Here is a 25968-nt window from a genome sequence, read left to right on the forward strand (position 1 = left end):
GCCGCGCCCCGCGCGGCGTGCGCCGCGCGTCAGTCGCGCCGCGCCCCGCGCGGCGCGCGCCGCGCGTCAGTCGCGCCGGGCGCCCTGCGCGGCGTGCACCGTGAACACGGTGGGCTCGCGGTACCCGGCCGCGGCGAAGGCGGAGGTGACGGCGTCCGTGATCGTGCCACGGGCCTCCCGGTCGACCAGTGCGATCGCCGCACCGCCGAATCCGCCACCCGTCATGCGCGCACCGACGGCGCCGTTCGCCATCGCCGTCTCGACCGCCAGGTCGAGCTCCGGCACCGAGATCTCGAAGTCGTCGCGCATCGACGCGTGCGAGGCGACGAGCAGCTCGCCGATCGCTCGCGGACCCTGTTCGCGGAGCGTGCGCACCGTGTCGAGGACGCGCTGGTCCTCGGTGACGATGTGCCGCACGCGGCGGAAGGTCTCGTCGTCGAGGAGTTCCTCGGCGCGGGGCAGGTCCTCGACCGCGACGTCGCGGAGCGCCGGGACACCCATCGCCGCGGCACCGCGCTCGCAGGACTCCCGACGCGCCTTGTACCCGCCGGTGGCGTGCGCGTGCTCGACACGGGTGTCGATGACCAGGACCTCGAGGCCGTTCGCCTCGAGTGCCAGGTCGACCACGGCGGTGTCGAGCGTCCGACAGTCGAGGAACACGACCGCGTCCTGCTCACCGAGCAGCGAGGCGGACTGGTCCATAATGCCGGTCGGTGCGCCGACGGCGTGGTTCTCGGAGTACTGCCCGACACGCGCCAACTGCTTGCGCGACAGGTCGAGTCCCCACAGGTCGGTGAAGGCCAGCGCGACACCGCACTCGATCGCGGCGCTCGACGACAGGCCCGCGCCCACCGGCACGTCAGAGTCGATGAAGACGTCGAACCCGGTCTTGCCCGACAGGTCCGCGCCCGCCTGCTCGCGCAGTGCCCAGGCGATGCCGAAGACGTAGGCCGACCAGCCCTGCATGTTCTCGGGCGACAGGTCGTCGAGCGAGAGCTCGTGCACCGCGTCCGGCTCGAACGCCGAGGCGACCCGGATCAACCGGTCGTCCCGCTGCCCGATCGAGGCCACCGTGCGGCGGTCGATCGCGAAGGGCAGCACGTACCCGTCGTTGTAGTCGGTGTGCTCACCGATCAGGTTGACGCGACCGGGAGCGGAGTACCGCACCGCCGGCTCGTACCCGTAGACCTGCTGGAACGTCATGCGCGTTCGATCCCTCCTCGGATGAACTCGGCCGCCTTCTCGGGCACGAGGTCCCCGATCCAGGCGCCCATGGCGGCCTCACTGCCGGCCAGGAACTTGAGCTTGTCGGCCGCGCGGCGCGGCGACGTGATCTGCAGCATCAGCCGCACGGTGTCCCGCGCGGTGTGCACCGGCGCCTGGTGCCAGGCGGCGATGTACGGCGTCGGGGTGTCGTAGAGCGCGTCGAGCCCGCGGGTGAGTCGCAGGTGCATGTGCGCGAGCTCGTCCTTCTCGGCGTCGGTGAGCGCGGCGAAGTCGGGGACGTGCCGGTGCGGCAGCATGTGGATCTCGACGGGCCAGCGCGCGGCGAACGGCACGAACGCGGTGAAGTGCTCGCCCTGCAGCACGACGCGCTCCGAGGCCCGCTCGTTCGCGAGGTGCTGCTCGAACAGGTCGGGACCGAAGCGCTCGATCGACGCGAGCAGCCGCTGCGTGCGCGGCGTGACGTACGGGTACGAGTAGATCTGCCCGTGCGGGTGGTGCAGGGTGACGCCGATCGCCTCGCCGCGGTTCTCGAACGGGAAGACCTGCTGGATGCCGGGCATCGCGGACAGCGCGGCGGTGCGGTCCGCCCAGGCCTCGACCACGGTGCGTGCGCGCGACTCGCTGATCGAGGCGAACGAGCCACTCGTCTCGGGGGAGAAGCACACGACCTCGCAGCGGCCGACGCTCCGGAGCTGACGGTTCAGTCCGACGTCGGACAGCGACGCGAGCGACTCCGGTGCGTCGTCCGCCTCGAGCAGGGGGCCGAACGACGGGGAGCGGTTCTCGAACACGGCGACGTCGTACCGGCTGGGGATCTCGGACGGGTTCGCGGCGGTCTGCGGCGCGAGCGGGTCCTGGTCGGCGGGCGGCAGGAACACGCGGTTCTGCCGGCTCGAGGCGATGGACACCCACTCGCCGGTCAGGACGTCCTGTCGCATCCGGGCCGTCCCGGGCCGGGGGTCGAGGACACGCTGGTCGATGCTGCGCTCGGCGGGCAGCTGGGTGTCGGCGTCGTCGAAGTAGATGAGCTCGCGGCCGTCGGCGAGCGTCGTCACGCGCTTGGTGATCACCGGGACAGCCTACTCGCCGCGCGAAGCGTTGCGAAAGCATCCGTAAGTACGCGAAACTCGTCCGGTGCGCGACGACCTCTCCTTCCTCGACGGGTCACTGCCCGCGCCGCTGCGGCAGGACCGCATCGTCTCCATCGTCGAGGGTGCCCCCGGCCTGGTCCGGACCGCCTCCCTGGCAGCGGCGCTGGGAACCAGCGAGGTCACCGTCCGCCAGGACCTCGCCCTGCTCGACCAGGAGGCGCGCATCCGGCGGGTGCGCGGCGGTGCGGTCCGCCGCGCGGCCGGTTCCCCCGAGCGCCCCTTCGAGGAGACCGCCGTCGAGCACCAGGTGGCCAAGGCCGCCATCGGCCGTGCCGCGGCAGCGATGGTCCGGTCCGGTGAGTGCGTCGTGCTCGACGTCGGCACCACGCCGGCTGCGGTGGCGTCGGCGCTCGTCGCGCGGGAGGACCTGACCGACCTGACCGTCGTCACGAACTCGCTGACGACGGCGCTCGCGCTCGAACCGGCGGTTCCGCGCTTCACCGTGGTCGTCACCGGTGGGACCCTCCGCCCGCTGCAGCACTCGCTGGTCGCGCCCTTCCTCGGCGCGGTCCTGCCCATGATCGCCGCGGACGTGGTGTTCCTCGGCGGCACCGGACTCGACGTCGAGCACGGCCTGACGAACGTGAACCTGCCCGAGACCGAGGCGAAGCGGATGCTCGCCGACGCCGCCCGGCGTACCGTCGTGGTGGCGGACGGCTCGAAGTTCGGCCGGGCTCACCTCGGTGTCGTCCGCCCGCTCGAGGACATCGACGTCGTCGTCACCGCCGAGGTCACGGCGGACGCCGTCGCACCGATCCGGGCGGCCGGGGTACTGGTCGTCGTGGCGGACGAGGACGGCGGCGCAGCACCAGACGGAAGGAAGTCGCACGCATGACCGCAGCAGCACCCACCGGAGCGCAGTACCACCTCCGCCACGCCGGGCCGGACGGGGTCGTCGAGGCCGTCGTCACCGAGGTCGCCGCGGGCATCCGGGAGCTCCGCGTCGCCGGGTTCGACCTGACCGAGCCGTTCCCCGTGACCTCGCTGCCGCCGGGTGCCGACGGCATCGTGCTCGTGCCGTGGCCGAACCGTGTCGCCGGCGCCGTCTGGGAGCTCGACGGGAAGCGGCAGCAGCTGGACGTCTCCGAGCCGAAGTACGGCAACGCCTCGCACGGGCTGCTGCGGTTCTCGCCGTACCGCGTGGTGGCCCAGACCGAGTCGTCGATCGAGCAGCAGGCGACGATCCACCCGCAGCACGGCTGGCCCTTCACCCTCGAGACCCGCGTGCACCACGAGCTCGTCGACGACGGCGTGCGGGTGACTCACACGATCACGAACCGCTCCGGCGTCCGGGCCCCGTTCGCCGTCGGGGCGCACCCGTACCTGCGTGCGGGCGACACCCCGGCGGAGGACCTCGTCGTCACGCTCGACGCTGCCACGGCCTTCACCGTCGACGAGCACAAGATCCCGGACGGCACGGTGTCGGTCGAGGGCACCCCGTACGACCTGCGCTCCGGGCAGCGCGCCGGGGATGCCGACCTCGACACCGCGTACCGGGACATCGCGCCCGACGAGCACGGTGTCCGCCGCACGACGCTGCACGGCCCGGAGGGCGACGGCGTCGAGCTGTGGCAGGACGAGTCGTTCCCGTACGTGCAGGTCTTCACCTCCCGGGAGTTCCCCCGCGGTGACGGCACCGGGCTGGCCGTGGCCGTGGAGCCGATGACGGCGCCCGCGAACGCCCTGAACTCGGGCGAGGGCCTGCGCTGGCTCGAGCCCGACGCGACCTGGACCGGTACCTGGGGCATCCGCCGCGTCTGGTCCTGACCGCGGGCGGCGGGATCGCCTGGCCGGCGCTCCTCGCGCACGTGCGGGGGCCTGGTCGCGAGACATGCCGCTCAGGTTCATGGCCAGCGGCAAGTCGTGCGACCGGAACGATCGCGGGCGGCATGTCGTGCGACCGCAACGGCGCGCTGAGGACCTCCGAGTGTGCGGTCAGCGTGCCCGACAACCGCCACACACGACGAAGGCCGCCCACGTGGGGCGGCCTTCGTCGTCAGTGCTCGTGTGCGTCAGGCGCGGCGCATGCGCAGTGCCTCGACCGCGAGCGACTCGGTACCGTAGCGGCCGATCTCCTGCGCCCAGGCCGGGTCGTCGCCGCGCAGGGCGGTGTACTCGCTGCCCTGCCGGCAGACGTACCCGAGGACGGCGGTGGCAGTGGCCACCTCGACGAAGTCGGTGCGGATGTGCCGCGTCGTGACCTGCGCGCTGCGGCGCAGGGTGTCGAGGAGGAGCTTGTTGCTCATGGTGGTGTTCGTCGCTGCTGCGAGCTCGACGATGCGGCGCGCGTCACCGGTGGTGCTGGTCTGCGTGGCGTCGATGGGCTCGGTCACGGTGTACCCCGTTCGTTCTCTGGTGCTGCGGTGCTGTTCGGTCCGTGGATCAGGACCGGGAACGACACTATCGGCGTCGTGCAGGCAAACCGCTGAGCGGGGACTGGACTGTGCACAAGACGCACCATGAACATCCTGTGATCGGGTTGTACCCCGGCAGATGTCCGATGGGAGAGATGAGGTGGGCCCCGTGGGGCTCGAACCCACGACCCTCGGATGAAAAGGCGGGGTTCGGGAAGGTGGTGGGCCCCGTGGGGCTCGAACCCACGACCCTCGGATTAAAAGTCCGGTGCTCTACCAACTGAGCTAGAGGCCCTCACCCGCAAGGCTAGCGGGTGAGGGCCTCCAGACGAGAACCAGTGCCGTCGGTCAGCTGCGGCGCCCGGTGAGCGTCCGCAGGAGCCACATGATCACCGCGATGACGAGCAGCACGATGCCGACCCACAGCAGGAACTTCAGGCTCGCGGTGAAGCCACCGACGAACAGCAGGATGACCGCGATCACGGCCAGGATGACGAGCAGGGCGTTCATGGAGTCTCCTCTTCTCAACGTCCGGGAGGAGTGCCTCCCTGCCGGAGCACGGTACCCGCGAGGGCCCGGTTGCGTTCGTGGCGAACGGGGGACGTGCACGTCGGCGGCCGCGCCTACACTCGCCGGGTGCCTCGCGATCACCACCGTCCCGTCCACTTCACCGACCAGGAGTTCGCCGCGATCCAGGGCGGCGACGACCCGGCCCTGGTGAACCGTGTCGCGCACGAGACGGCGAACGCGCTGCTGCACCGCGTCCGGCAGGACCCGGACCCGGCGGTGGTCGAGCGGCTCGTGACCTACACGGACGTGCACGGCATCGACGCGATCGCCGAGCTGTGGGCACGCGTCGGCGCGCACACGCTCCCCGGCGCGCTGTGGCGGATCTACCTCGTGCGGGTCGTGATCCGGCAGAACCCGGACGAGATCGCGTACTTCTTCGAGCGGGGCACGGCGCAGATCGGCACCATCGACGAGGCCGTCGCGGGTGCCGAGCAGCCGACGGGTCCGGCGGAGATCCTGACCCTGGCGGACAGCATCCTGCACGGGCTGTACACGGGTGACCTCGCGGTGGCGCTCGACCGCGGAGCGGCGTTCTGCCGTCTGACCGCCGCGGGCGCGACCTCGGTGGCGGACGACGCGGACCTGACCGCGGGGGAGCGCGCGACCGAGCTGACCCGTCGAGCGCTGCGGCTGACGGAGCTGGCGGCCGACCTGACGGAGGCGGCGGCGCTCTGGCGCCGCGACAGCCTGGACTGAGCGGGCGGCGGGGCGGACCGACGCCGCGCCTCCCGACCGGGCACGACCACCGCGACTGCGACGACGACCGCGACGACCACTGCGACCGCGACGACCACAGGCGAGCGCACGGCGTGACCGCCCCCGGACATGCGAAGACCGGGCCGCAGAAGCGCCTCTCGGCGCGAGGCCGCTCGAAGCGGCGAATTTTGGAGCCCGGGGCTTGCTGCGGCCCGGCGAGATCGATTCTACGAGACACGTGCTGTGCGCGTCGCCGTGTTCACTCTCGGTGGACACGATGCGCGGCCGGGCGTGCCCTGGACACGAGGACGGCGCAGCTCCGGCCAATCCGCTCGGGCGACGGTGCCGAACAGAGGGTGTGACGCTCCTCGCGGACGTCACAGCGAGGGCCCGCTCGACCCGGTCCGGTACCCGCCGGTCAATTCCCTGCGGGCCGTGCGGCCCTCGCCCTGACTCCACCGCCGCGAGGATCCGAACGACCCGAACCCGACCTGCGAAGTGATTGCACATGTCGGACGCAATGCCACCGAGAGGAGGGAAACCTGCAATGCTTGCGCTCGTGGAACACGACACCGAGGCCTGGAGCTCCACCGAGCCCACCCCCGTGTCGCCCGACGATCTGCTCGCCCGCGTCGCCGACGGCGACCAGGCAGCCTTCTCCGACCTCTACGACGCCCTGTCCGGCCGTGTACTCGGTCTGGTGACGCGCCTCCTGAAGGACCGCGCCCAGTCCGAGGAGGTCGCGCAGGAGGTCTTCCTCGAGGTCTGGCAGCAGGCCACCCGCTTCGACCGTGCACGCGGCACCGCCGCCAGCTGGGTGCTCACCATGGCCCACCGCCGCGCGGTCGACCGGGTCCGCGCGTCGCAGGCGTCGCACGACCGGGACACCAAGATCGGCATCCGCGACCTGGAGTCCGGTTTCGACCAGGTCTCCGAGTCGGTCGAGATCCGGATCGAGCACGAACGGGTCAGCCGGGCACTCGGCAAGCTCACCGAGTTCCAACGGCAGGCGGTGCAGCTCGCGTACTACGGCGGCTACTCGCACAGCGAGATGGCCGAACGGCTCGGTGTCCCGATCGGCACCGTCAAGACCCGTCTGCGTGACGGGATGATCCGACTCCGAGACGAGATGGGGGTGACGTCATGACCGAACGGCACGACGACCCTGCCCTGCTCACCGGGTCGCACGCCCTGGACGCCCTGTCGGACGACGAGCGCGCGCTCCTCGAGCACGCCCTGACGACCTCGCCGGAGCTGCAGGCGGAGACGGACTCGCTCCGCGAGACCGCCCTGCAGCTCGCGTACGCCGTCGAGCCGATCGAGCCGCCCGCGTCGCTCAAGGCCTCGCTGATGGCGCAGATCGCCCGGACCCCGCAGGCGGCTCCCTCGGACGCCTCGGCTCCGGTCGTCGGACTGGAGGCCCCGCTCGCGTCCACCACGTCGCCCGCCCCCGTCGTCGGTGCGGCTCCCGCCCCCGCGCAGGTGGCCGACACCGCGAACGTCGTGGCGTTCGGGACGGCTCCCGCCGCTGCGGACGGAGTGGGCGCGGCATCGGCGAAGGCCCGCCGTCGCTGGTTCCAGCGTCCGGCGGCCGCCCTGACCGCCGCGGCAGCGGTCGCGGTGGTGTTCCTCGGCGTCGGACTCGGCGTGGGCACGGGCTTCGGCCAGTCCGACGGCTCCGGCACGGGCACCACGCAGGCCTCGGGCACGCTCGACTCGATCTACGCAGCGTCCGACTTCCAGCGCACGACCGCGAAGGTCCCCGGTGGCGGCTCAGCGACGGTGGTCTGGTCGCACGACGTCGGCAAGTCCGCGGTCATCCTCGACGGCGTCGAGCAGGCTCCGGCGGGCAAGACCTACGAGCTCTGGTACATCGGCTCCGAGGGCACCAAGGTGGTTCCGGCCGGCCTCGTCGACGGTGCCCGGAACGGCGTGCACACGGCGGTGCTCGAGGGTGACCTGACCCCCGGCGACGCGATCGGCATGACGGTCGAGCCCGAGGGCGGGTCCGACCAGCCGACCTCGACGCCGCTCATGGCCGTCCCCACGACCCAGGCGTAGCGACCACGCGGACGGCGGGCAGCGGATCATCCGCTGCCCGCCGTTCTGCGTCGCGCACCGCGCCCGCGACGACGGGAGGCCCGGTGCCGTCCGTGGCGGACGTGCACCGGGCCTCCAGGCCGACCGTCAGGAGACGGACCGGGCGCCGATCACCCGAAGCGACCCGAGACGTAGTCCTCGGTCGCCTGGACGGACGGGTTCGAGAAGATCGTCGCGGTGTCGTCGAACTCGATGAGCTTGCCCGGCGCACCGGTGCCCGCGATGTTGAAGAACGCGGTCTTGTCGCTGACGCGCGAGGCCTGCTGCATGTTGTGCGTGACGATGACGATCGTGAAGTCCTTCTTGAGCTCCTCGATGAGGTCCTCGATCGCGAGCGTCGAGATCGGGTCGAGGGCCGAGCACGGCTCGTCCATGAGCAGGACGTCCGGCTGCACCGCGATCGCGCGGGCGATGCACAGACGCTGCTGCTGCCCACCGGAGAGCCCCATGCCGGGCTTCTCGAGGCGGTCCTTGACCTCGTTCCACAGGTTCGCGCCCTGCAGGGAGCGCTCGACGATGTCGTCGCTCTCCGACTTCGAGACGCGCTTGTTGTTGAGCTTCACGCCCGCGAGGACGTTGTCGCGGATCGACATCGTCGGGAACGGGTTCGGGCGCTGGAAGACCATGCCGACCTGGCGACGGACGAGCACCGGATCGACGCCCTGGCCGTACAGGTCGTCGCCGTCGATCTTGACGGAGCCCTCGACGTACGCACCCGGGATGACCTCGTGCATGCGGTTGAGCGTGCGGAGGAAGGTGGACTTGCCGCAGCCCGACGGGCCGATGAAGGCGGTGACGGTGCGGGGCTCGATCGTCATGTCGACGCCCTCGACGGCCTTGAACTTCGAGTAGTAGACGTTGAGGCCGTCGACCTCGATGCGCTTGGACACGTGGTTTCCTTCGGGGTGGGTGGAGTTGCCGCTTCGCTGGCGCTCGGCGCTAGCGGGGGAGCTTGGGGGCGAAGAGTCGGGTGATGAAGCGGGCGAGCAGGTTGAGCAGCATCACGATGAGGATGAGCACGAGCGCCGCGGTCCAGGCCCGGTCGACGAACGGCACCGGGTTGGCGCCCTGCTGCGAGTACTGCGTGTACGCGAACACCGGCAGCGTCATCATCGGGTTCTTGAACAGGTCGTAGTTCATGCTCGCGGTGAAGCCGGCCGTGACGAGCAGCGGCGCGGTCTCACCGATGACGCGGGCGATCGACAGCATGACGCCCGTCGTGATGCCGGCGAGGCTCGTCGGCAGCACCACCTTGAGGATCGTCAGGTACTTCGGCACGCCGAGCGCGTACGAGGCCTCGCGGAGCTCCATCGGGACGATCTTCAGGACCTCCTCGGTCGAGCGGACGACGACGGGGATCATCAGCACGCTCAGCGCGATCGAGCCGACGAGGCCGAAGCGGGCGCCCGGGCCGAGGAACAGCGCGAACAGCGAGTAGGCGAAGAGACCGGCGACGATCGACGGGATGCCCGTCATGACGTCCACGAAGAACGTGATGCCCTTCGCCAGGGCGCCCTTGCCGTACTCGACCAGGTAGATCGAGGTGAGCAGGCCGATCGGCACCGAGATGAGCGCGGCGAACAGCGTGATCTCGAGCGTGCCGATCAGGGCGTGCAGTGCGCCGCCGCCGTCGGAGATGACGCCGCGCATCGAGGAGTTGAAGTACTGGGCGTCGAAGCGGGCGAGGCCGTCGGCCAGGACGGTCCAGAGCAGCGACACCAGCGGCAGCACCGCGATGACGAACGCCGTGACGACCAGCGAGGTGATCAGCCGGTCGACCGCCTTGCGCCCGCCCTCGACGATGCGTGACACGACGACGATGAGGACGTCGAACAGGACGGTGCCGAGGAACAGGGCGGCGACGACGTTGAAGTCCTTCACCGCGCCGCCCGCGTTCAGCAGGGCGAAGACCGCGATCAGGGCGACCCAGGAGCCGATGAGCAGGAGCCACGGCACGGACTTGTGCAGCTTGCCGTTGGCGTAGACGTTGCCGGCGGTGCCGGTCTGACGGAGGGCGAGGGACATCGGGCGTGACCTCTCAGGAGACCCGCTTGCGCACGATGTAGCGCGCCAGCATGTTGATGACCAGGGTGATGACGAAGAGGATCAGACCCGACGCGACCAGCGCGTTCAGGGCCGTGCCCGACGCCTCGGCGAACTGCAGGGCGATGTTCGCCGCGATCGTCGAGGGGTTCAGCGACGTCAGCATCTGGAAGGTGACGTTCGTCGAGACGGACAGCACGAGGGCGATCGCCATCGTCTCGCCCAGCGCACGGCCGAGACCGAGCATGATCGCCGAGACGATGCCGGACTTCGCGAACGGCAGGACCGACAGGCGGATCATCTCCCAGCGCGTCGCACCGAGGGCGAGCGCGGCCTCCTCGTTGAGGGTCGGGGCCTGCAGGAAGATCTCACGCATGACCGCGGTCATGATCGGGATCGCCATCACCGCGAGGACGATCGACGCCGTCAGGATCGTGCGGCCGGTGCCGGACACCTGGCCGGAGAACAGCGGGAACCAGCCGAGGTACTCGTTGAGGAAGCCGTAGAACGGCTTGAGGAGCGGGGCGAGGACCACGATGCCCCAGAGGCCGTAGACGACCGACGGCACCGCGGCCAGCAGGTCGATGACGTACCCGAGCACCGGCGCGATGCGGCGCGGTGCGTAGTGCGAGATGAAGAGCGCGATGCCGAGCGAGAGCGGCACGGCGATGACCAGCGCGATGAGGGCCGAGTAGACGGTGCCGAAGACGAGCGGACCGACGTAGTCCCAGAAGCTCGTGGCGTTGTTCGGCAGCTCGCCGACCTTCGCCGTGAAGGCGGGGATGCTCTGCCAGACCAAGAAGGCGGCGACGAGCACGAGCACGAAGAGGATCAGGCTGCCGGCGACCACCGAGGCGGTCGAGAACACCCGGTCACCGACGCGGACGACGGCCTTCGGCTTGGTGGGGGAGACGGTGGCCCCTGGCTGGGCCGGTGCGGTCGTCATGGGACTCCTGTCGGAGGGGAGGCCGGGCTCCGTGGAGGAGCGGCCGGGGGAGGCGACGGGGGTGGTGCTGGTGCTGCGTCCGGTCGGGCCGGTGGTGCTGGTGCTGCGTCCGGTCGGGCCGGTGCTGCGTCCGGTCGGGCCGGTGCTGCTGGTGCTGCGTCCGGGCTGGACGGGCGAGAACCCGGACGCCGGTCAGGATGGGTGGGACCGGCGTCCGGGTGCTCAGCGGGCCTTACTTGATGGAGGCGACTGCCTTCGCGGCCTTCTCCGACAGGTCGGAGGAGAGGGCGGCCGACTTGGCCTCCTTCGCGGCGGCCTCCTGCGCGTCCTGCGTGACGACGTAGTCGAGGTAGCCCTTCACGAGCGCACCCTTGTCCGCGTCCTTGTACTCCTGGCAGGCGATCGCGTAGGAGACGAGGACCAGCGGCCACGCACCCTCGGCGGTGTCCTTGCGGTTGATGTCGATCGCGAGGTCGTTCTCCGAGCGGCCCGAGACCGTGTCGGAGTCCGCGACGACCTTGGCAGCGCCCTCGGCCGAGATCTCGGTGGCCTTGTCGCCGACCATGAGCTTCGCCTTATCGAGGTCGCCGGCGCCGGAGTCGTCGATGTAGGTGATCGCGTTCGAGGCGCTGGCCATCGCCGAGGCGACGCCCGAGGTGCCCTTGGCCGAGTCGCCGACCTGGTACGGGAAGGTCTGGCTGGGGGCCTCGGTCCAGACGTCCGACGCGTTCGCCGAGACGTACTCGGAGAAGTTCTGCGTCGTGCCCGAGTCGTCGGAGCGGTGGATCACGGTGATGTTCGCGTCCGGCAGGTCGACACCCTTGTTCAGGTCGGCGATCTCGGAGGCGTTCCACTTGGTGATCTTGCCCGAGAAGATGCCCGCGATGGTCTTCGCGTCGAGCGTCAGGTCGGAGACGCCCTCGACCTTGTAGGCGATGGCGATCGGGGAGATGTAGACCGGGATGTCGATGGCCTTGTCCGTGCACAGGTCGAACGAGCCCGAGAGCTCCTCGTCCTTGAGCGCGGCATCGGAGCCGGCGAAGTCCGCGGCACCCGAGATGAAGTTCTTGCGGCCGGCACCGGAGCCGTCCGGCGAGTAGTTGACCGTCACGCCGGAGGCGACGTTCTGGAAGTTCGCAGCCCAGGTGGCCTCAGCGGTCTGCTGCGCCGACGAGCCGGAGCCGGTCAGCGTGCCCGAGAGCTTCGAGTAGTCGGTGCCCGAGCTCGAGGTCGGCGCCGCGGTGTCGCCGCTGCCGCTCTCGTTCGCCGCGCAGGAGGACAGCACGACGGCGCCGGCGATCGCGATCGCTGCGATCGAACCGATTCGCTTGATGTTCACAGGGGTCCCTTCGGGAATGTCATTGCAAGCGGGACCGCTGCTGGTCCCTCGGGCCGGTGCTGACCCGGGAGCGACTGTAGGGACGCGAGGTGACGGGGATGGCGCTCCTCGGTGAACGGAAGGTGAACGAGGGGTGGTCCCGGCTCGGGTGCCGGACGACCGGCCGGAGGAGGGTGCAGGATCGGGTCACCGTGCGCGGGCGCGGACGATGCGATCGCATCGGTTCACGAAGGTGGCGCAGCGGCCCTGTCGGCGGTCGCCGCGCGTGGGACGGCGCGGGCTCCGGTACCGGCCTGGGGGCGCGCCCCGCCACCGCCTCGTCGCCCGCGGTCCGGCGGCCCCGCCATGACGGGCGCGGTTCGGCTCGGTCGCGCCGACGCGGTGCGGCTCGGTCGCGCCGGGCGCGGTTGCGCCAGATCGCGTCGGGCGCTCGACTCAGGCCGGGATGGTGTTGCGGTGGGTCTCGACGGCGACGAGCTTCTCGCCCGCGATGTGCAGCACGGCGAAGTCGCCGACCGAGAGCATCGCGGCCCGACGGAGGTCGAAGCGACGGCGGTCGTCGGCGGTGGCCGAGGCGATGCGCGCGATGATGTCCGGCAGCACCGGACCGTGTGAGCACAGCACGGCGGACTTCGCCTTCGCGATGCGCTTCTGCACCACGCCCTTGACGTCGGCGGCGCCGCGGTCGTGGGCGTCCTGGCTGATGTCCGTCGTGCTCGAGACCCCGACCTTGGTCCGGGCGGAGAGCGGCTCGACGGTCGCGAGGCACCGCGCCGCCGTGCTGCTGACGATCTTCTTCGGACCGAACGCCGCGACGGGTGCCGCGACGGCCTTGGCCTGGGACCGCCCGACCGGCAGCAGCGGGCGGGTGGCGTCGGGGCCGTCCCAGTCCGAGCCGGGCACGGTCTTCGCGTGGCGGAGGGCGATCAGCGCGAACGTCCGGTGCTCGCCCGCTGCGACACGATCGGCGAACCGGTCGAGGATCGCGACGTCGCGTTCGTACGTGAGCCGAGCCCGTGCCTGGTCGACGGTCACCCACTCGATCGCGGCGACCTCGTCGTTCGGTCGGAACTTCCCCGCCCGTTCGTACTCCTTCGAGCCGACGCGCGCGGACCAGTAGTGCACGACCTTGTCGCGACCGCTCGGCAGCACGTACTCCGCGGTACCGAGCGGTGCCCCGAGGTGGACGCGGTACCCGGTCTCCTCGTCGATCTCCCGCACGGCGGTCGTCGGGATGCTCTCGCCGGGGTCGACCTTGCCCTTCGGCAGGGAGACGTCCTGGTGGTGGTCCCGGTGGACGAGCAGCACCAGCGGCACTCCGTCCCGTTCACGCCAGACGACCGCGCCCGCCGCGACGACGGGCCCCGTGGGGCCGCCGCTCACCGAGCCGAACGCTTCCGGGCCGAGATCTTCCGCATGAGCACATTCTGCACGTCGTCGAGCGGACGGCCGTCCGGGTCCGTGGAGTGGCGCGTCCACTCGCCGTCGGACTCGAGGTGCCACGAGCTCGTCGACTCCGCCATCGCCAGGTCGAACATCTCCTCGACCTCGGCGACATGGGCCGGATCGGTGAGCCGGACGAGCGCCTCGACGCGGCGGTCGAGGTTGCGGTGCATCATGTCGGCCGAACCGATGAAGACCACCGGGTCACCGTCGTTGTGGAACGTGAAGGCGCGCGAGTGCTCGAGGTACCGGCCGACGACGCTGCGCACGCGGATCGTCTCGCTGACGCCCTCGATGCCCGGCTTCAGCGAGCAGATGCCGCGGACCCAGACGTCGATCGGCACACCGGCCTGGCTCGCCAGGTAGAGGGCGTCGATGACCTGCTCGTCGACCATCGAGTTGACCTTGATCCGGATGCCAGACGGCTTGCCGGCGCGGGCGTTCGCGGCCTCGGCCTGGATCCGCTTCACGAGCCCCTTGCGCAGGTGCAGCGGCGCGACGAGCAGCCGCTTGAACTTCTTCTCGATCGCGTAGCCGGACAGCTCGTTGAACAGACGGGTGAGGTCCTTGCCCACGGTGTCGTCCGCGGTGAACAGCCCCATGTCCTCGTAGATGCGCGAGGTCTTCGGGTTGTAGTTACCCGTGCCGATGTGACTGTAGTGCTTGAGTGTGCCGCCCTCCTGCCGGATGACGAGCACGAGCTTCGAGTGCGTCTTCAGCCCGACAAGGCCGTAGACGACGTGCACGCCGGCCTTCTCGAGCTTCCGTGCCCAGGTGATGTTGTTCTGCTCGTCGAAGCGCGCCTTGATCTCGACGAGGGCCAGGACCTGCTTGCCCGCGGCGGCGGCGTCGATCAGGGCCTCGACGATCGGGCTGTCGCCGGACGTGCGGTAGAGCGTCTGCTTGATCGCCAGGACGTTCGGGTCGGCAGCGGCCTGCTCGAGGAACGCCTGCACGCTCGTCGCGAAGGACTCGTACGGGTGGTGCACGAGGACGTCGCGCGAGCCGATGGCGCGGAACAGGTCGGGCTTCGTGTTCGGCTCACCCGGCTGGAACTGCACCGGCGTCGTCGGGACGTGGCGCGGGTAGTGGAGGTCCGGGCGCGCGATCTTGGCGATCTCGAACAGGCCGCCGAGGTCGAGCGGGGACGGCAGTCGGTAGACCTCCTGCTCGGTGATGTCGAGCTCGCGCACGAGCAGGTCGAGGGTCACCGGGTCCATGTCCTCGGTGATCTCGAGACGGATCGGCGGACCGAAGCGGCGACGGAGCAGCTCGCGCTCGAGCGCCTGGATGAGGTTCTCGGCCTCGTCCTCCTCGATCTCGACGTCCTCATTGCGGGTGACGCGGAAGACGTGGTGCTCGAGGACCTCCATGCCCGGGAACAGGTCGTCGAGGTGGTTCGCGATGAGGTCCTCGAGCGGGATGAAGCGCATCCTCCCGGAGCCGTCGTCGGGCAGCGCGATGAAGCGCGAGAAGTTCTGCGGCACCTTGAGGCGCGCGAACTCCTGCCGCTGCGACTTCGGGTTGCGCACCCGGACCGCCAGGTTCAGCGACAGGCCGGAGATGTAGGGGAAGGGGTGCGCCGGGTCGACCGCGAGCGGCATGAGCACCGGGAAGATCTGCTCGTTGAAGTACTCCCGCATGCGCAGGCGGTCGGCCTCGTCGAGGTCGGACCAGTGCTCGATGTGGATGCCTGCGGCGTCGAGGTCCGGCTTCAGCGACTCGATGAACGCCGCCGCGTGCCGGTCCTGCAGCTCGTGGGCCTTCCGCGCGATGTCCCGCAGGACGTCGCTCGGTGCCCGCCCGACGTTGGTCGGGACCGCGATCCCGGTGTCGATGCGGCGCTTGAGCCCCGCGACGCGCACCATGAAGAACTCGTCGAGGTTGGATGCGAAGATCGCCAGGAAGTTGGCCCGTTCGAGCAGCGGTTGCGTGCGGTCTTCGCCCAGTTCGAGCACGCGCTGGTTGAAGCGCAGCCAGCTCAGCTCGCGGTCGAAGTAGCGGTCCGACGGCAGCGACTCGTGCTCGATCTCGACGACCTCGTCGAAGTCGTCGAGATCGGGAGCGACGGATTCGCCGTCGAGCTGCGGTTCGGTGTCCATGTCGACATCCTGCCACCAGCCCCCTCTGCTCGGAGGAGCACGGGTGACCGCTGGGGAAACCACGCGTGAACGACCGACATGTGCAGGAGTGTCACCGACGGGCGCGAACGTGCCCCTCGGACTGGGGAGGAATCGTCACGATATACAGACGGTGACATGGTCGGGCTCCGCGGGTATGGTGGGCGGCGTTCAGGCCTCCGGGGGGATTCCACTGCGCGGGGGTGCAGGTACGAAGAGAATGAGGTTGACCATGTCGCGTGTCCTTTCCACCGAGCAGGCGAAGACCGCCATCCGCCAGATCCAGTCCATCGTGAACGGCGGGTTCACGGACCAGATCTCGCAGCTCGACGCCCAGGGGCGCATCCTGTCCGACTCGAACGTGTGGGACGGCCCGCTCGCCTCGACCTTCCGTGGGTCGACCTGGCCCGAGACCAAGGCTGCGCTCGACAAGGCGAAGACCGAGCTCGAGCAGCTCCGCACGCAGCTCGACAAGATCTCGCAGGACATCTTCACCGCGGGTGGCGGCGCATAAGCACCCATCCCACGCCCGGTCCACCGTCACGGTGGGCCGGGCGTTCGCGGTCGGGGGGCCGACCGCACCACAGCACGATGCGTGCAACTCGCGCGACCAGCACGATCAGCACCACCAGTACGTCCAGCACCAGCTCCGGGGGGAACGACCATGGCCCAGATCCACGCCAACATGGATCCGATCGAGTTCGACGACGCGACGGCCGATGCGCTGCAGAGCGCGATGAAGTCCGCGGCGGGGGCGATCAACGGCCAGCGCGGTTCCCGTCGTTCGTACGTCTCCACGGGGTCGCAGGAGTTCCGCGGCCGCTTCGCCCAGTTGTTCTCGTCGAACGCCGCCGTTGCCGACTCCGACGCCGACCGCATCGCGGGGGCGCTGGAGAAGGTCGCCGGTTGGGTCGGCCAGATGAAGGAAGCCGCGGCGAAGGAGCGGGACAACCGCAGGCGCGCGCGCGAGTGGCAGGAGCGCGAGGACGGCCGGAACGGCTTCCAGGACTTCGTGAACGACACGGTCCACTACGACCCGATGCCGGACATCAAGAACGAACCGGCACCGAAGTTCGAGCAACCCGACGTACGACCCAAGCCCCGTGAGACGCCGAACCCGGGTTCCGGTGGGGGCGGAGGCGGTGGGACGTCGTCGGCGCGTCCGAGCGACCTCCGCTCCTTCGCGACCGGTTCGGTGTCGCTGGACAGCGCCCTCGAAGGACGACCAGCGGCGTTGCGGGGGAAGCTCACCGACTTCGCCGCCAAGTGCTCGTGGGGCCACATCGACGCTGACAGCGTCGTCACCGCCTTCGAGCAGTGGCTCGACGCGAACGCCCAGGACGCGAAGTGGGCCACCACCATCGCGGATGCCTTCACCGCGGCCGGCGGCGAGGGCAACGTCTCGACGGTCGCGGACTCCGCGCTCGCCGCGGCCCTCGCAGCCGCCGGTGTCTCCGAGACCCGCCAGGACCTGCAGTTCGAGCCGCCGTCGGCGTACGGCGCCCAGCCCACGACGGGCTTCTCGATGGACCCGGTCAACACCACGACCGGCAACTTCCTCGAACCGGAGCTCGACCTCGGGTTCACCGGTGCCTCGGCCTCGCTCGAGGTCACCCGCATGTACAACTCCCTCGACGAGCACGTCGGGCTCTTCGGCCCGGGGTGGTCGTCGATCCTCGAGACGCGTCTGCTCCTCGACGACGAGGGGGCGACGTTCGTCGGCGCCGACGGCCGTCAGATCCGCTTCCCGCGCTCGGGTCAGGGCTGGGACCGCGGTGTCGGCGAGAACCGCTGGCTCGCCGCCGAGGGCGATCTGCTCGTCGTGCGTGACAACGCCGGGGTCCGGATCGACTTCACCCCGTCCGGTCTCTGGACCGGGCAGCGCGGCGGAGTCGGGACGGCGGTCCGAGTCATCCGCGACACCGAGGACCTGGTCGTCCGGCTCGAGCACGAACGCGGCCGGTGGGTCGAGATCGATCACATCGACGGACGCGTTGCGGTCCTCCGGGCGTCCGACGGCCGGCGGGTCGAGTACGGGTACGACGACCGCGGGCGACTCGTCAGCGTGACCGACCCCGTCGGTACCCGCCGCTACGGGTGGGACGACGACGACCTCGTCGTCACCGTGACATCGGCTGCCGGGGTCGTCGAGGTCGACAACACCTACGACGACCAGCGTCGCGTGGTCGAACAGGTCAGTCCGCACGGCCGAGCGGTGCGCTTCGCGTACCTGCCCGGCCGCGTCACGGTCGTGTCCGACCACGACGGCTCGCGCGCCAACTCCTACATCGCCGATGCCAAGGGTCGGCTCGTCGGGGTCATCGACTCCGACGACCGGCGACAGTCGATGAGCTACGACCGGCACGGCAACCTGGTGTCGGCGACCGAGCGCGACGGCTCCGTCACGGTCCACGCGTACGACGAGCGCGGTCGGAGGACCCGCACGGTGACCCCCTCCGGCGGCGACATCACCTACGGGTACGACGACCAGGACCGGGTGACCACCGTCGTCACCGAGGCCGGCGCGGTCGTGTCCTACGAGTACCGCGACGACGACCGTGACCCGTCCGTCATCGTCGATCCGGTCGGCGGTCGCACGGAGCTCACGTGGACAGGTGGGGTCCTCACCCACGTGGTCGACCCGACCGGGGTCGTCCTCGACCTCGAGCACGACGAGTTCGGCGAGCTGGTGGCGACCACGAACGCGGTCGGGGACACGGCCCGGATCGAGCGTGACGCCGCCGGTCGTCCGGTCGCTGCGGTCAGCCCGTCCGGCGCGCGGACCGAGTACCGCTGGGACGTCGCGGGGCTCCTCATCGAGCGCCGCGACGCCGACGGTGCCGTGTGGCGGTACGAGCACACGGCCGGGGGTCGGGTCGCAGCGGTCACCGATCCGCTCGGCGCCCGCACCACGTTCGAGTACGCGGCGAGCGGCGAGCTGGCGACCACCGTCGACCCGCTGGGTCGGCGGGTCACGCGGACGTTCGACGACCAGGGGAACGTCGCCGCGCTCGCCCTGCCGGGTGACGCGGTCTGGACGTTCGCGCACGACGGGTTGTCGCGCCTCCAGGCCGTCACCGACCCGACGGGCGCGACCTGGCGGCACGAGTACGACGCCAACGGCGGCCTCGCCGCCACCGTCGACCCGACCGGCGTGCGGCAGGAGGTCGCGCGGGACGTCGCGACCGGCGTCGCGACCCTGCGCGATGCGTTCTCCGCCACCACGTTCCGGTTCGACGAGTTCGGGCGACCCGTCGAGCAGACGAGCGACGAGACCGGATCCGAGCTGGTGACGTACGACGCAGCCGGACGGCCCGTCGAGCTCGTCGACGGCGAAGGCGGCCTGACGCGCATCGAGCGCGACCTGGGTGGGCGGGTGACCGCGATCGTCAGCCCGTCCGGGGCCCGCTCGACCTACGAGTACGACGCGTGCGGGCGGCCGTCCGCGGCCGCCGACGCCACGGGAGCGCGGACGACGCTGACGTACGACGCGGACTCCCGCGTCGTCGCCCGGACGCTGCCCACCGACGAAGTCGAGGAGACGACCTACGACGCGGTCGGCCGCGTGGTCGCCCAGACGATCGCGGGAGCCGGGACGAGCCGGTACCGCTACGACCGGGCCGGGAGGCTCGTCTCCGTCCACGACGCACGCTTCGGTCAGCGACGGTTCCGCTACGACGCTGCAGGGCAGCTGGTCGAGGCCGTCGACGGGCTTGGCGGCGCCACCCGCTTCGCCTACGACGAGCGGGGCCGACTCACCGAGGTCACGGACCCCGCCGGCGGTGTCACGCGGCGCCGGTACGACGGAGCTGACCGCGTGGTCGCGGTCGTCGACCCGCTCGGTCGCGAGACGACGGCTCGGTACGACGCAGCCGGTCGCCAGGTTGAGCGGACCGACCCCGACGGCCGGGCCACCAGCTGGACCTTCGACGCCGCCGGCCGCGCGACCGAGGTCCTGGTCGACGGACAGCTGGTGAGCGAGACCCGACGCGACGCCGTCAACCGCGCCATCGTCGTCACCGATCACACGCGTGGCGCAGGGCGGACGGTCGACCACGAACTCGAGTACGACCGCCGTGGGCTCCTCGTCCGACGGAGCCGTGGCGGACGCTCCGTGCGGTGGGAGTACGACGCCGACGGCAACCGGACCGCGCGGATCGACTCGACGGGCATGCGGACCGAGTGGCGCCGGGACGCAGCGGGTCGTGCTGTCGCTGTCGAGCGGCAGGGGCTCGCCCCAGCGACCTTCGCCTACGACGCAGCAGGGCGGATCGTTCAGGCGTCGACCGGCGACGTCGTCCAGTCGTGGTCGTACGAGCGGGGTGCGCTGGTCGCGCACACGTCGACGACGCCCGAGGGGGCGACCGTCACGCGCATCGAGCGCGACGACGAGGGCCGGATCACCGCGATCGATGGTCCGGACGGTCGTGTCGAGTACGCGTACGACGAGGCCGGGCAGCTCGTCCGTGCCGGCGACTCCGCGTGGGAGTACGGCGACGGCGGGCGTCTGCTGCGCGAGGTCGTCGAGGGTGCCGAGACGACGTTCGAGTACGACGCTGCCGGGCAGCTCACAGCCTCCGTCCGGGACGACGAGCGGACGGAGTACCTGTACGACGGACTCGGTCGACGGGTCCGGCGTACCCGAGCCGACGGGTCGACCGAGGAGTACGCATGGTCCGACCTCGGGTCCTTGACCGCCGTCGTCTCGCGGGACCGCTCGTACGGCGAGACCGGTCGAGCCGAGGTGTGGACCGACGTGCTCGGGGAGCTCGCCGAGGTCGGTGGCGCCGAGGTGTGGTGGGACTCCGCCGCGCCGCTGCCCTCGATGGTGTCGATCGGCGGGGAGAGCGTGCTCGACCTGCCGGGCGGCGCGGTCGCCGTGGGTGATGCCTGGTTGATCGCAGGCTGGCGGAGCGCTCGTTCCACGGACCCTTCGGACCCGTGGGCGGTGCTCGCATCAAGCCAGGGAGCGGCGCTACCCACCGGCGTCTCGCTCACCGCTGACGGCGGGCTGTCGATCGCGGGGCTGGAGTGGCTCGGGGCGCGCGTGTACGACCCAGCGGCCAGGGGTTTCCTGTCGACGGACCCGTTGGCGCCCGTGCTCGGCGCGGCGTGGTCGGCGAACCCGTACTCGTACGCCGGGAACGACCCGATGCACGCGATCGACCCCCTGGGGCTCCGACCGGCGACGGACAAGGACCTGGCGGCGTATCGCGATGCGAACCAGAGCTTCTTGTCGAAGGCGGGGCAGTGGGTCGGCGAGCACAAGGAGGCAATCGCGGCAGGCGCCATGATTGCTGGCGGCATTGCCCTCATGTTCGTTCCGGGTGTCAACGTGGCTGTTGCTATCGGAGCGGCCATGGGGTCTGGCGCCCTCATGGCTGGCGGCTTCTCGATCATCCAGCAAGGACCCGACAGCGGAAAGGTTGATTGGGGGAAGGTCGGGACGCAAATGCTGGTTGGCGCCGCAGCAGGTGCGGCGGGAGGAACCGGCGGCCTGCTGGTGGGGAGGTACGGTTCTAGCGTTGCGCAGTCAGCGCTTCCGAGGATTCAGCAGATAGCAAATCCGAGAGCACAGAGCATCGTACGAGCCGCTGTTGGATCCAGCGGACAGCGCGCGGTCACCGCAGGAACTCAGGGAGCCGTCTCGAACACGGTAGATCACGCCTTCAACGGAGAGGACAGGAGTATCGGTGGCTACGCCCAAGCCTTCGGAAGTGGTCTTGTCACGGGGGCCGGGGGCAGTGGCCTCGCAAGCAAGCTCAGCGCAGACTTGCGCTTGCCTTCGAATCTGGACATTCACGTACACGGCGGTCACGCCGCGAACACGCCCGGGGTCGCTTTAGCCAATGAGGTCACGGCGTTCGCGACGGATCGTGTCGTTGGGGCTGGCCAAGCATTGGCCAATGAGATGCTTCGACCGAACGGCGATCGCGGATCTGACCTGTGGACGGACGCCGCAAACGGCTTCATATCGGGGGCACGTGGACCACGGGGCTGAGGGCAACTGTGGCGGCGAGGTGGAGGACTGATGCAAGAACCGAAGGCTGAGCCGGGACCGGCAAAGCGGGTGGGATGGCGCTTCTACCGTGCCCTCGGGCTCATCGTCGTCATCGCGTTGGTTGCGCTGGTCGGCCCGTTCGTGCTGAGCCGGATCGACGCCGCCCATCGTGTGCAGATCATCTGCTCCGTAGAGGCGGCAGAGCCGCTCAGGGGAGGGAGCGTGACGCGGACGGGTTTGGGCACGTCCTTCGATGAGATCGAGATCACAACGAGTGACTGTGGGAAACTCTTGCTGCGTCAGGGGGTGACGGCGGAGAACGCATCGAAACTCGCTGGGCAGTTGAAAAGCGGTGGCGATTACCGATTTGAGGCCGGGCAAGGGTCTTACGCTATCCGCTCCGTGCTGCGACTGATCGGTCGGGATGTGACAGTGGAGCGACCAGTTCAAGTCCGTTGATCACGTCTGACATCGCCGGGCTTGGCAGCGGTGGAATCTCTGTGGCACCCCAGAAGGCGACAAAGGGGGTCCGTCGACTGGTGCGAAGTGGGAGTGCAGGCCGCGGTCGGGACGCGGACCGGTGGCGCCGGTGCGGCTACTGGTGAGGTGATCGCCGCGAAGATGAGTACAAGCCTCGCAACTCGGGCCCTTCGATGGTCATGTATACGCAGTTGCTACACGGCAGGTGCAAATTTCGGAGTCCTACAAGCATGGGAGCATCGTCGATGAGTGAGAGATCTTCTGTGCTGTGACAGTGCTGCCTCTCGCGGCATCAGCTCGGTGGTGAAGGTGCCTGCAGGCTTCGGCAGACCGAGCTCTCGTTACCACGCTTCGGAAAATCCGTTCGCCACGGCGGCGAATGAGATCATCGGCAGCACGACGAATCATCTGATGGGGGGTTTCACCGCGGTAGCCAACGAGGCCATCCGGCCGGGCGGAGACGTGCAAGGCGCGTTCGCGACCACGGCTGTGAACGGCATCCTGTCAGGGAGGCCGAGTCCGACTTACGTCCCGCAGCACTCCGCGCGGTGAGGAGTTGCTGACATGAGCCTTGAGCAGAAGGCGCCGGGCGCACAGGGTACGAATCGGCGGGCATGGGTGATTCTCGCCGTATGGGTATTCAGTGTGATCGTCTCCTTGACTGTCCTGCTTGTTTGGCCTAAAGCAATGAGTTCGTACGACGGGGGCCACAGGCGCGCTTTGCAATGCCAGGTGGAGAGCGCGGAAGAATACTCAGGCAGCACCTCGAGCAGGACGGGCCTGGGGGAGCCGTTCTCATACATCCGCGTTGACACGAAGAATTGTGGCACGCTGGTCCTGCAGGGAATTCCGACCGGCAAACAGCAAGCTGTTGCGGCGGAGCTGAACCAAGGGGGAACGTTTGAGTTCAGTGTAGGTGCATCTTCCTATTGGTTCCGCAGCGCTCTCAAACTGATCAACCGATTCCCCACTGCATTCGACTACAAGAGCATCGAAAGTGAGCAATTGAGGAATGAGGCCCGCGCCGTGGCAGGCGGGTCGATCGGTGCGACGAAGCCCAAACACTGACGCGGGTTCAGCAGGAGCGCGGAAGTGACCAATGCAAGGAGTCGGAATTGATGCGGAAAGAGCGCTCGATGCGGTCGAAGAGGATCATCTTCTTCTCATGGCTGCTCGGGATGGTGCTGATATTCACCACGATCTTCGTAGCGCCGGTGACGCTGAAGGCATATGACGCCGCTCATCCGCTCGTGGTGAAGTGCCGTGTCACTGAGGCCTCCGCCGGTGACGGGTCATCGCGATCTGTGCGTGGCATCGGTGCATCGTTCAATCAAGTGCGTCTCGATTCTTCCGATTGCGGAACTGTCTACATACGTAGAGGAGTGTCGGCCGACAACGCAACGGATATTGCAGCTGAGTTTCAAAGTGGTCGTAGTTATGCTCTGAGCCTCGGAGCTGCGTCCTACCGGCTTCGGGGATTGCTTCGGTCTTTGCACCAAGCCGTCGAGGTCCAGCGGGTGAGTCAATAAAGCACTTCGGCTGGTTCTTGAACGAATTTGGTGAGACGTTTGCGGGTCGATTCCGTAGAGGGCTCGGTGAACAGCAGGAGGCAATTGGGGCCGGCTCGGTGAGAGCCGCCGACGTGCCCTCATGTTCGTTCTCGGCGTCAACCTGGCGGTCGCTGTCGGAGCGGCCACGGGACCCGGTGCCCTCCCGGCTGGCGAGTTCTCAATCATCCGCCGATGGCGGACCGGTCGACTGGGGAAAGGTCGGTCCGCAGATGCTGGTTGGTGCCGCAGCAGGTGCGGCGGGAGGAGCCGGCGGCCTGGCGATCGGAGTCAACAACGCTTGGGCAGAGAAGGAGCCGGGTGAGGTCGCGGACCCTTAGGGCATCCTCGCGGGTTGGGCACTGGGAGCACTGGTGCGTCGGATCCGGGACCGCGGGCTGCCCGCACGCGGGTCGGAGGAGCGGCCGATCCTGCAGTGGTGGGTCCGTGGGAAGCGGTTCGAGGAACCCAACCCGACGCTCGCGCAGGTCGAGGCCAAGATACGAGCCCTCGACGGCCGCGATCGAACGCTTGTCATTCTGCGTGATCGAGCGCGGGAGCTGGACCTCTGTGGGGATGCTGCAACCGGGATCATCGTGCTCCGGACCGAGGACGCCAAGGATGAATCCCTCTGGGAAGTCCCGCTCGGTGCGGAAGTCGACGACCAGGATTCGGTCGAGATCGCGATGGGGAACGTGTCCGCACCGATTGCTCGTGGTCTGCTCGTGGGTGCGGACGAGGCGTCATCCATCGCTCGGGGGTTCCACGGCGGGCGGACTGTCACCGGTTCAGCCGGGACATGGCGCGGGGAGGACGTGTTGACGGTCCGGCCCTGGCTGCCCTGAGATCTTCGGGGTGGCGCCGCGGGCTTTGCGTGCCTGGGGCCGAGCTCGTGGCGACTGGGATGGGAGGCTCGGCTGGTTCCGCCCTCGGAGAGGTCTCAGGCGCACGCCTGTTCGGAGGCGTTCACCAGGACTCAAGAGTCGGCGCCGGTGGTAGGGGCGGATGGCTGCCGGCCTGATACGTTGGATGCAGGCGCTGGCCTTGCCGGTGCCTGAGATCGAGTACCGCGCACAGGGGGCGCCGGCGCTCGAGGGGGCGTGAACGACCGGCTGCGGAGCGGCAGGGGCACGGAACTTCGGGGACGTCCGGCGCGCGAGTGCTGACCGCGAAGGACCATCATGACGACGCCGAACAACGGACAGCCCGGCGACTGGCAGCCGAACAACGGCCAGCCGGACCAGCAAACGCCCGGATTCCAGCAGCCGAACCAGCAGGCGCCGGGCTTCGGGCAGCCGAACGAGCAGCAGATGCCCGGCTTCCAGCAGCCGGGCCAGCAGGCGCCCGGGTACCAGCAGCAGCCCTACGCCGGTGCGACCGGGAGTATGCCGCCCTGGCAGCCGCCGACCCCGGAGAAGAAGGGCAAGAGCGTCGCGCTCCGGATCCTCATCCCGGTCGTGTCCGTCCTCGCGGCGGTCGGTGCGTCGCTCGGCGTCCGCGCGTTCTTCAACGCCACCGCGGAGCCGTCGCCGTCGGCCCTCGCGACCGAGGCAGCGAAGCAGGTCAACGAGAACTACACGTTCCCGCTCGAGCTCGACGAGGTGACCCGCTGGGACGGTGTGACGGCTGACGGCGCGCAGCTCGAGTACGCATACACGATCGACTCCTCGGTCGATCCAGCGAGCCTGACCGCGGCGGACCTCAAGTCGTCGGTTGTGTCGAACGTCTGCCAGAAGAAGGATTCGCGTGACCTGCTGTCGAAGGCGATCGTGATGCGGTACTCCTACGTCTTCGAGGGCACCGACCGCACGCTCGACTTCTCGGTCACCAGCGCCGACTGCTGACACTCGAGCGGGCGGACTGAGGAGCGGTGACTCCTGCACGGCGGGCCTTCCACACGCTGCTCGCAGCGGTGGCCCTTGCCAGCAGTGCGTTGGTCGTGGTCGGGCAC

21 protein-coding genes and 1 tRNA gene are annotated in these 25968 nt (G+C 69.6%); 11 read left to right on the forward strand and 11 right to left on the reverse strand.

The window, feature by feature from the left end; genetic code table 11:
- Positions 1-66: 66 nt before the first annotated feature.
- Positions 67-1203: a galactokinase gene (gene galK, locus QUG98_RS15335; RefSeq protein ID WP_289471376.1), complete on the reverse strand. Its 1137-nt coding sequence runs from the start codon at positions 1201-1203 to the stop codon at positions 67-69.
- Positions 1200-2297, reverse strand: a complete 1098-nt coding sequence (gene galT, locus QUG98_RS15340) for a galactose-1-phosphate uridylyltransferase (RefSeq protein WP_289471377.1) — start codon at positions 2295-2297, stop codon at positions 1200-1202. The genes galK and galT overlap by 4 nt, the downstream gene beginning before the upstream one ends.
- Before the next feature lie 64 nt (positions 2298-2361).
- Here galT and QUG98_RS15345 point away from each other — a divergent pair, with 64 nt between their 5' ends.
- Entirely contained in the window at positions 2362-3213 is an 852-nt protein-coding gene (locus QUG98_RS15345; RefSeq protein ID WP_289471378.1) for a DeoR/GlpR family DNA-binding transcription regulator, read from the forward strand.
- Entirely contained in the window at positions 3210-4145 is a 936-nt protein-coding gene (locus QUG98_RS15350) for an aldose 1-epimerase family protein (RefSeq protein WP_289471379.1), read from the forward strand. Before QUG98_RS15345 ends, QUG98_RS15350 begins: the two co-directional genes overlap by 4 nt.
- Before the next feature lie 245 nt (positions 4146-4390).
- Here the strand turns inward: QUG98_RS15350 and QUG98_RS15355 are convergent, their stop codons facing one another.
- The 3 genes from QUG98_RS15355 to QUG98_RS15365 form a co-directional block, all read right to left on the reverse strand.
- Positions 4391-4711 (reverse strand): hypothetical protein, encoded by a 321-nt coding sequence (locus tag QUG98_RS15355; RefSeq protein WP_289471380.1) that lies wholly within the window; start codon positions 4709-4711, stop codon positions 4391-4393.
- A 240-nt stretch (positions 4712-4951) separates the two neighbouring features.
- Positions 4952-5027, reverse strand: a tRNA-Lys gene (locus tag QUG98_RS15360).
- Positions 5028-5080: 53 nt separating this feature from the next.
- Positions 5081-5242 carry a DUF2207 domain-containing protein gene (locus QUG98_RS15365; protein ID WP_146240285.1) on the reverse strand — a complete coding sequence of 54 codons (162 nt, stop codon included), beginning with the start codon at positions 5240-5242 and terminating at the stop codon, positions 5081-5083.
- A 126-nt stretch (positions 5243-5368) separates the two neighbouring features.
- Between QUG98_RS15365 and QUG98_RS15370 the strand changes: the two genes are divergently transcribed.
- From QUG98_RS15370 to QUG98_RS15380, 3 genes are all read left to right on the forward strand, one after another.
- The gene (locus tag QUG98_RS15370) at positions 5369-5998 is read left to right on the forward strand and encodes a DNA-directed RNA polymerase subunit beta (protein ID WP_289471381.1); all 630 of its coding nucleotides are present in this window, start codon (positions 5369-5371) and stop codon (positions 5996-5998) included.
- 547 nt (positions 5999-6545) lie between these two features.
- The gene (locus tag QUG98_RS15375) at positions 6546-7145 is read left to right on the forward strand and encodes a sigma-70 family RNA polymerase sigma factor (protein WP_058728600.1); all 600 of its coding nucleotides are present in this window, start codon (positions 6546-6548) and stop codon (positions 7143-7145) included.
- A complete protein-coding gene (locus tag QUG98_RS15380; protein ID WP_289471382.1) occupies positions 7142-8059 on the forward strand; it encodes an anti-sigma factor in 918 nt (305 codons plus the stop codon). Before QUG98_RS15375 ends, QUG98_RS15380 begins: the two co-directional genes overlap by 4 nt.
- Positions 8060-8208: 149 nt before the next feature.
- Here the strand turns inward: QUG98_RS15380 and pstB are convergent, their stop codons facing one another.
- From pstB to QUG98_RS15410, 6 genes are all read right to left on the reverse strand, one after another.
- The gene (gene pstB / locus QUG98_RS15385; protein WP_058750201.1) at positions 8209-8988 is read right to left on the reverse strand and encodes a phosphate ABC transporter ATP-binding protein PstB; all 780 of its coding nucleotides are present in this window, start codon (positions 8986-8988) and stop codon (positions 8209-8211) included.
- 49 nt (positions 8989-9037) lie between these two features.
- On the reverse strand, positions 9038-10123 hold the full coding sequence (pstA, locus tag QUG98_RS15390) for a phosphate ABC transporter permease PstA (protein ID WP_289471383.1): 1086 nt from the start codon (positions 10121-10123) through the stop codon (positions 9038-9040).
- Positions 10124-10136: 13 nt separating this feature from the next.
- Positions 10137-11087 carry a phosphate ABC transporter permease subunit PstC gene (gene pstC, locus QUG98_RS15395; protein WP_058729268.1) on the reverse strand — a complete coding sequence of 317 codons (951 nt, stop codon included), beginning with the start codon at positions 11085-11087 and terminating at the stop codon, positions 10137-10139.
- Positions 11088-11319: 232 nt separating this feature from the next.
- Positions 11320-12426 carry a phosphate ABC transporter substrate-binding protein PstS gene (locus QUG98_RS15400; RefSeq protein WP_058730112.1) on the reverse strand — a complete coding sequence of 369 codons (1107 nt, stop codon included), beginning with the start codon at positions 12424-12426 and terminating at the stop codon, positions 11320-11322.
- Between the two features lie 435 nt (positions 12427-12861).
- Entirely contained in the window at positions 12862-13809 is a 948-nt protein-coding gene (locus QUG98_RS15405; RefSeq protein ID WP_289471384.1) for an NUDIX hydrolase, read from the reverse strand.
- On the reverse strand, positions 13806-15971 hold the full coding sequence (locus QUG98_RS15410) for an RNA degradosome polyphosphate kinase (protein ID WP_289471385.1): 2166 nt from the start codon (positions 15969-15971) through the stop codon (positions 13806-13808). Before QUG98_RS15410 ends, QUG98_RS15405 begins: the two co-directional genes overlap by 4 nt.
- 250 nt (positions 15972-16221) lie before the next feature.
- Between QUG98_RS15410 and QUG98_RS15415 the strand changes: the two genes are divergently transcribed.
- The 6 genes from QUG98_RS15415 (at position 16222) to QUG98_RS15440 (ending at position 25861) form a co-directional block, all read left to right on the forward strand.
- Positions 16222-16503: a hypothetical protein gene (locus tag QUG98_RS15415; protein WP_058729289.1), complete on the forward strand. Its 282-nt coding sequence runs from the start codon at positions 16222-16224 to the stop codon at positions 16501-16503.
- Positions 16504-16653: 150 nt separating this feature from the next.
- Positions 16654-21990 carry a DUF6531 domain-containing protein gene (locus tag QUG98_RS15420; protein ID WP_289471386.1) on the forward strand — a complete coding sequence of 1779 codons (5337 nt, stop codon included), beginning with the start codon at positions 16654-16656 and terminating at the stop codon, positions 21988-21990.
- Between the two features lie 30 nt (positions 21991-22020).
- Entirely contained in the window at positions 22021-22449 is a 429-nt protein-coding gene (locus tag QUG98_RS15425; protein ID WP_289471387.1) for a hypothetical protein, read from the forward strand.
- A 585-nt stretch (positions 22450-23034) separates the two neighbouring features.
- Positions 23035-23538 carry a hypothetical protein gene (locus QUG98_RS15430; protein WP_289471388.1) on the forward strand — a complete coding sequence of 168 codons (504 nt, stop codon included), beginning with the start codon at positions 23035-23037 and terminating at the stop codon, positions 23536-23538.
- Between the two features lie 853 nt (positions 23539-24391).
- The gene (locus tag QUG98_RS15435; protein WP_289471389.1) at positions 24392-24862 is read left to right on the forward strand and encodes a hypothetical protein; all 471 of its coding nucleotides are present in this window, start codon (positions 24392-24394) and stop codon (positions 24860-24862) included.
- A gap of 336 nt (positions 24863-25198) precedes the next feature.
- Positions 25199-25861 carry a hypothetical protein gene (locus QUG98_RS15440; protein WP_289471390.1) on the forward strand — a complete coding sequence of 221 codons (663 nt, stop codon included), beginning with the start codon at positions 25199-25201 and terminating at the stop codon, positions 25859-25861.
- Positions 25862-25968: the final 107 nt, after the last annotated feature.

This window comes from Curtobacterium subtropicum, from assembly GCF_030362975.1.
Classification (GTDB): domain Bacteria; phylum Actinomycetota; class Actinomycetes; order Actinomycetales; family Microbacteriaceae; genus Curtobacterium; species Curtobacterium subtropicum.